Annotated in this window: 6 protein-coding genes; all 6 read left to right on the forward strand. The window is 72.6% G+C overall.

From position 1 onward, the window contains the following. Positions 1–137: 137 nt before the first annotated feature. Positions 138–1,205, forward strand: coding sequence for a glucose-1-phosphate thymidylyltransferase (locus ACGFYH_RS06205; RefSeq protein ID WP_393801928.1), 1,068 nt, complete (start codon positions 138–140; stop codon positions 1,203–1,205). Positions 1,206–1,220: 15 nt separating this feature from the next. Next, positions 1,221–2,309 (forward strand): dTDP-glucose 4,6-dehydratase, encoded by a 1,089-nt coding sequence (gene rfbB / locus ACGFYH_RS06210; protein ID WP_393801929.1) that lies wholly within the window; start codon positions 1,221–1,223, stop codon positions 2,307–2,309. Next, positions 2,306–3,244 (forward strand): dTDP-4-dehydrorhamnose reductase, encoded by a 939-nt coding sequence (rfbD, locus tag ACGFYH_RS06215; RefSeq protein ID WP_393801930.1) that lies wholly within the window; start codon positions 2,306–2,308, stop codon positions 3,242–3,244. Before rfbB ends, rfbD begins: the two co-directional genes overlap by 4 nt. Beyond that, entirely contained in the window at positions 3,232–3,801 is a 570-nt protein-coding gene (locus tag ACGFYH_RS06220; protein WP_393801931.1) for a dTDP-4-dehydrorhamnose 3,5-epimerase family protein, read from the forward strand. Before rfbD ends, ACGFYH_RS06220 begins: the two co-directional genes overlap by 13 nt. 445 nt (positions 3,802–4,246) lie before the next feature. Then, positions 4,247–5,485 carry a M20 family metallopeptidase gene (locus tag ACGFYH_RS06225; protein ID WP_393801932.1) on the forward strand — a complete coding sequence of 413 codons (1,239 nt, stop codon included), beginning with the start codon at positions 4,247–4,249 and terminating at the stop codon, positions 5,483–5,485. Positions 5,486–5,695: 210 nt separating this feature from the next. Beyond that, positions 5,696–6,745 carry a BMP family protein gene (locus ACGFYH_RS06230; RefSeq protein ID WP_393801933.1) on the forward strand — a complete coding sequence of 350 codons (1,050 nt, stop codon included), beginning with the start codon at positions 5,696–5,698 and terminating at the stop codon, positions 6,743–6,745. The last annotated feature ends 162 nt before the right edge of the window (positions 6,746–6,907 follow it).

Raw genomic sequence — 6,907 nt, forward strand, 5'->3', positions numbered from 1 at the left:
CGATCTCCGGGCAGCCCGTCCGACGCCCGCACCCCCGCCGGGCCCGCGCGTGTCCGTGGTGGCGGGCCCCGCCGCGCGGCAGGGTGCGACGGCGACCGCCCCGTCGCGGTCTCTCACGAGCACCGATAGGGAACTCCATGAAAGCGCTCATCCTCGCCGGCGGGACCGGCAGCCGGATGCGTCCCATCACGCACACGGCCGCCAAGCAGCTGGTCCCGGTGGCCAACAAGCCGATCCTCTTCTACGCGATCGAGTCGCTGGTGGCCGCGGGCGCGACCGAGATCGGCATGATCGTCGGTGAGACGCACCGCGAGATCCGAGACGCCGTCGGCGACGGCTCCCGGTTCGGGGCCACGGTCACCTATCTTCCGCAGGACCGGCCGCGTGGCCTGGCCCACGCGGTACTGATCTCCCGCGAGTTCCTCGGCGAGGACGACTTCGTGATGTACCTCGGGGACAACGTCCTCACCGGCGGGATCACCGACGTCGTCCGCGGGTTCCGCGAGGAGCGGCCGGACGCGGGCATCCTGCTGACCAAGGTGACCGACCCGTCCGCCTTCGGCGTGGTCGAGACGGATGCCGAGGGCCGGGTGGTGCGGCTGGAGGAGAAGCCCGCCCGCCCGCGGAGCGACCTGGCGCTCGTCGGCGTCTACCTCTTCACTCCCGCGATCCACGAGGCCGTCCGGGCCGTCGCGCCCAGCGCTCGAGGGGAGATGGAGATCACCGACGCGATCCAGTGGCTGGTGGACCACGGGTACGCCGTCCGGCCGACGGTCGTGACCGGCTACTGGAAGGACACCGGGAACGTCACCGACATGCTGGAGGTCAACCGTTCGCTTCTGGAGACCCTCGTCCCCGAGGTGCTCGGCACCGTGGACGAGGCCAGCGAGTTGGTCGGCCGGGTGCGGATCGAGGCCGGTGCGCGGGTGGAGCGCTCGCGGATCGTCGGCCCGGTCGTGGTCGGCGCGCGCACGGTCGTGGTCGACTCCTACATCGGGCCGTCCACCTCCGTGGCCGACGATTGCCGCATCACCGGCAGCGAACTGGAGTTCTCCATCGTGCTCAACCGCTCGCGGATCGAGGGCGTCGGCCGGATCGAGGCATCACTGATCGGCCGCGACGCGCGCGTCCGCCGGGCGGAGCACATACCGCGGGCGCACCGCCTGGTACTCGGCGACCACAGCAGTGTCCACATCACCGACTGACCGGGAGCCGACGCCGTGAGAATCCTCGTCACCGGAGGGGCCGGCTTCATCGGAAGCCACTTCGTCCGACTGCTGCTGGGCCCGGACGGCCCGCCCGGACTGACCCGTGTCACCGTCCTGGACGCGCTGACCTACGCGGGCAATCCCGCCAACCTGGCCGACTGCCGGGACGACCCCCGACTGGCCTTCGTACACGGCGACATCCGCGACGGCGGGACCGTCCGGGAGCTGGTCGGCACGCACGACGCAGTCGTGCACCAGGCCGCCGAGTCCCACGTCGACCACTCCCTCGACCGGGCGGCCGACTTCGTCTCCACCAACGTCCAGGGCACCCAGACCCTGCTCGACGCCCTGCTCCACCACAGCGGCGACGGCGCGGACCGCACGATGCTGCACGTCTCCACCGACGAGGTCTACGGGTCGATCGAGGAGGGCAGCTGGCCGGAGGACCACCCGCTGCAGCCCCGTTCCCCCTATGCCGCCTCCAAGGCGGCGGCCGACCTGCTCGTACTGGCCCACCACCGCACCCACGGCCTCGACGTCCGCGTCACCCGCTGCTCCAACAACTACGGACCGAACCAGTACCCGGAAAAGATCATTCCGCTGTTCACCACCCGGCTGCTGGACGGTCTGACCGTCCCGCTGTACGGAGACGGCGGCAACGTCCGCGACTGGCTGCACGTCGAGGACCACTGCCGCGCACTGCTGTTGGTCCTGGCCCGTGGCCGGGCCGGCGAGGTCTACAACATCGGCGCGGGTACGGAGCTGAGCAACCGCGCCCTCACCGAGCGGCTGCTGGCGGAGTGCGGGGCGGGGCCGGACCGGATCCGCCCGGTGGCCGACCGCAAGGGGCACGACCGGCGCTACGCGGTCGACGCCTCCCGAATCCGGAGCGAACTGGGCTGGCGGCCGCGCCGCGGATTCGACGAGGGGCTGGCCGAGACGGTGGCCTGGTACCGCGAGAACCGTGCCTGGTGGGAGCCGCTGATCCGCCCCGACCGCCCGCACGGCGAGGTGCGCCCGCACGGTGAGGTGCGCCCGCACGGTGAGGCGCCCGTCCTGGACGGGGCCCGCTCCGGCGCCGGGAACGAGGCCGGCGTATGACGGCCGACGGCGGTTGGCTCGTCCTCGGGGCGGGAGGCCGGATCGGCGGTGCGCTGTGCTCGGCGCTGCGGGAGGCCGGCCGGCCGCTGCTGGCCCCACCTCGCCGGGAGCTCGACGTGACCGACCACGACGCGGTGACCCGGTTCCTGCGGCGGCACCGCCCCGGAATCGTGGCCAACTGCGCCGCCTGGACCGCCGTCGACGAGGCCGAGCACCACGAGGAGGAGGCGATGCTGCTGAACGGCATCGCGCCCCGGCGCCTGGCCCGCGGCTGCGCCGCCGTCGGCAGCCGGTTGCTGCATCTCTCCACCGACTACGTCTTCTCCGCGGCGGCCGGCAGCCGCCCCCCGGCGGGGGCCCTGCCCTCTGCCGTCGGCACCGGCCCCCACCGGCCGCACCACGAGTGCGACCCGCCGGCCGCGCTGAACGCCTACGGTCGCACCAAGCTGGCGGGCGAGCGGGCTGTGCTGGAGGAGCTGCCACACCTGGGGACCGTGGTCCGCACCGCTTGGGTCTACGGTCGGCGCGGGGGCAGCTTCGTCCGTACCATGCTGGACCGCGCGGCGGGTACCGGCCCGGTCGCCGTGGTCGCCGATCAGTACGGGCAGCCCACCCGGGCCGACGACGTGGTCCGGGCACTGCTGACCCTGGCCGCCGCTCCTCCCTCCCGCACCACCGGCGCCTTCCACGCCACCGGTATCGGCAGCACCAGCTGGTACGGCCTGGCCCGTGAGGTGTTCCGGCTGAGCGGCGCCGACCCGGACCGGGTGGTGGCGGTCGACACCGCCTCCCGGGGCGGGGCCGCTCCCCGGCCCCTGTTCAGCGTGCTGGGGCACGAGCGGTGGCGGGAGTTGGGGGCCGCACCCCTGCGGCCCTGGGCCGAAGCACTCGCCGAGTTCTGCCAGCAGGAGTTGAGCGCCCCGTGCGTCCGCTGAGCATCGACGGCGCCTTCGCTCTGGAGCCCACCGTGCACCGCGACCACCGCGGTTCCTTCCACGAGTGGTTCCGCGCCGACGTGTTCGCGGCGGCCACCGGGGAGGCGCTGCCGCTGAGCCAGGCCAACTGCTCGGTCTCGCAACGCGGGACCCTCCGCGGCGTCCATTACTCGGACGTGCCGCCCGGCCAGGCGAAGTACCTGACCTGCGTGCGCGGCGCCGTGTTGGACGTGCTGGTCGATCTGCGGGTGGACTCCCCCACCTACCGTCGCTGGGAGGCGGTCCGGCTCGGCGAGCAGCGGCACACCGCGCTGTACGCGGGCCCTGGACTCGGCCACGCGTTCCTGGCGCTCACCGACGACGCCACCATGATATATCTCTGCTCGAGCGGCTACGCTCCGGAGCACGAACACGGCATCGATCCCTACGACCCGGATCTCGGCATCGCCTGGCCGACGGACGTCCCCCACGTCCTGTCCCCGAAGGACGCCGCCGCCCCGAGCCTGGCGGCGGCCGAGGCCGCCGCCGCCCTTCCCCGGCTGCGGCCGACCGCATGAGCCCGGACCACCGGCCCGATTTCGGGGTGCGGCCGCTCGCGGCGCACGATGACGCGGTTCGCGCTCATGGCGGGCGGCCTGACAACCTCGGCACCAAGGGCGTGGGAGGCGCCACCGGCGGCGTTGTCGCCGGTGGCTCGACTCCGCCACGCTCGACTTCTCCCGCACGGGAACGCGGGCCGTCCACTGCGCAGGGCGGCGCGGGCGCGTGGGGCAGTCGTCGCGTGGTACCTGTATCCCGAACGGGCGCCACGGGGTGGTCGGTACCCCTCCCGGTGGACCCCTCATGATCGGCCCTGCTGGAAAAGCGGCCGATTTTACCCAAGCAAGACGATGACTATGCGTAGGACGGCCGAGTTTTCTTCCCTCCAACGGGTCTATTTTTTGTTGATCGTGGGTCCGCCGGTCGCTCGGGCGCCCTACGCTGCAAAGGGTGAACGTGTTGATGTCCCCAGAGTCCGAGGCCGGCACTCCCGGTGAATCCGTGCTGCCGGGCACCTTGCCGGACGCGCTGCGTGCGGAGCTCGTGGCCTTCCGCCGCGACCTGCACATGCACCCAGAGCTGGGAAACCAGGAGTTCCGCACCACCGCCGCGATCAAGGAACGGCTGGAGCGGGCCGGTCTCAGGCCGCGCGTGCTGCCCATCGGTACCGGACTCGTCTGCGACATCGGCACCGGCACCGACGCGGGACAGTGGTCCGGCGGGCCGCGCATGCTCGCCCTGCGGGCCGACATCGACGCCCTGCCCATCCCGGACACGAAGGCCGACTGCGCGTACCGTTCGCAGGTGCCGGACCGCGCGCACGCCTGCGGGCACGACGTGCACACCACCGTCGTCCTCGGCACCGGGCTCGTGCTCGCCGCCCTGCACGAGCAGGGCCTGCTGCCCCGGCCCGTGCGGCTGGTCTTCCAGCCGGCCGAGGAGGTGCTGCCCGGCGGCGCCGCCGACGCCATCGAGGGCGGCGCGCTCGACGGGGTGCGCCGCATCCTGGCCGTGCACTGCGACCCCCGGGTGGACGCCGGGAAGATCGGACTCAGGGTCGGTCCCATCACCTCCGCCTGCGACCGGATGGAAATCGCCCTGAACGGCCCCGGGGGCCACACCGCCCGCCCGCACCTCACCACCGACCTGGTCACCGCCGCCGCCCGTGTGATCACCGACGTGCCCTCGCTCGTCGCCCGGCGCGTGGACAGCCGCAGCGGGCTCGCCCTGACCTGGGGGCGGATCGAGTCCGGCCACGCCCCGAACGTCATCCCGCAGCACGCCGAACTCGCCGGCACCGTGCGCTGCCTCGACCTCGACGCCTGGCGGCAGGCGCCCGACCTGGTGATGGGCGCCATCGACGAGATCGCCAACCTGTACCGGGCCAAGTCCGAGATCACCTACGTCCGCGGTGTCCCCCCGGTCGTCAACGAGGTCACCAGCACCGAACTCCTCCAGGCCGCCATGGTCGCCCGGCGCGGCACCGACGCCGTCGAAAGCACCGAGCAGAGCCTCGGCGGCGAGGACTTCTCCTGGTACCTGGAGCACGTGCCCGGCGCCATGGCCCGCCTCGGCGTCCGCCCGCCGGGCGAACACACGGTCCGCGACCTCCACCAGGGCGACTTCGACGTGGACGAGCACGCCATCACGGTCGGCGTGGAGATGTTCACCGCGGCGGCGCTCATCGACGCCGTGCAGTAGTGACACCGCGGGGCCGGCGCCGCGAGGGCCGGTCCGCTTGCGGGCACCCCGTTCACCCCCGTTCGGGCCAGTCGTTCACACGGCGGAAACCGGCCGGCGGCACGAATGGGTAACGGCCCCGCGGAACCCCGTTCCCAGGAGTTTCTACGCGCGTTACTGTGCGCCGAACCGAGCGCCCGCTGCGGGGCTTTGGAGAATGGGGAACTTCAGATGCGTCGGATATCGAGACTGACCCGCGTCGCGGTGGGGGTCGCGTCGCTCGCACTCGCCGCCACGGCCTGTGGCGGCACCAGCGGCGGAAGCGGCGACGGCGGCGACGGCGGTGACGACAAGGGCCTCGCCCTCGCGTACGACGTGGGCGGCAAGGGCGACCAGTCCTTCAACGACGCCGCGTACGCCGGTCTGCAGCGGGCCGAGAAGGAGTTCGGCTACCGGACCGCCGACATCGAGCCCACCGACGGGGAGACGGACGCCGACAAGGAGCAGCGCCTGACCTCCCTGGCCAAGCAGGGCTACAACCCCGTCATCGGCGTCGGCTTCGCCTACGGCCCGGCGATGAAGGCCGTCGCCGCCAAGTACCCGGACACCACCTTCGGCATCGTCGACTCCGTGGTCGAGGGCAAGAACGTCGCCTCCCTCGTCTTCGCCGAGAACGAGGCCTCCTACCTGGCCGGTGTCGCCGCCGCCAAGGCCACCAAGACCAGGACCGTCGGTTTCGTCGGCGGCGTGGACGTCCCGCTGATCCACAAGTTCGAGGCCGGTTTCCAGCAGGGCGTCAAGGACACCGACCCGAAGGTCAAGGTCATCTCGCAGTACCTCACGCAGACCGCGGAGGAGGGCGGCTTCTCCAGCCCCGACAAGGGCAAGACCGCCGCCGAGGGCCAGATCGAGAAGAAGGCCGACGTGGTGTACGCGGCGGCCGGTCTCTCCGGTCAGGGCGTCATCGAGGCCGCCGCCAAGGCGAAGGTCTGGGCGATCGGTGTCGACTCGGACCAGTACAAGCAGGAGGCCCTCGCGGCCTACAAGGACTCCATCCTGACCTCCGCCCTCAAGGACATCAACGGCGCGGTCTTCGCCCTGGCCGAGTCCGTCGAGGACGACAAGCCGCTGACCGGCACCCACACCTTCGACCTGAAGTCCGACGGGGTGGGCCTGGCGGACAGCAACCCGAAGTTCGCCGAGGTCCCGGGCGCCAAGGAGGCCGTGGAGAAGGCCAAGGCGGCCATCGTCGACGGCTCCATCAAGGTCAGGTCCGAGTAACCGCGCCAGCCGCGACGGCACGGTACAGAACCCGGTGAAGCGGGGGGGGGCCGCCCCGCCCCCCCCCCCCCCACCCCGCCCCCCCCCCGGCGGCGGCGGCAACCATCGTGTGGCCCCCGCCCGGGGCCGGCCACACCCACCCCCCCCCACCCCCTGCGGCCC

Origin of the sequence: Streptomyces sp. NPDC048392 (assembly GCF_043200575.1) — a bacterium.
Taxonomy (GTDB): Bacteria; Actinomycetota; Actinomycetes; order Streptomycetales; family Streptomycetaceae; genus Streptomyces.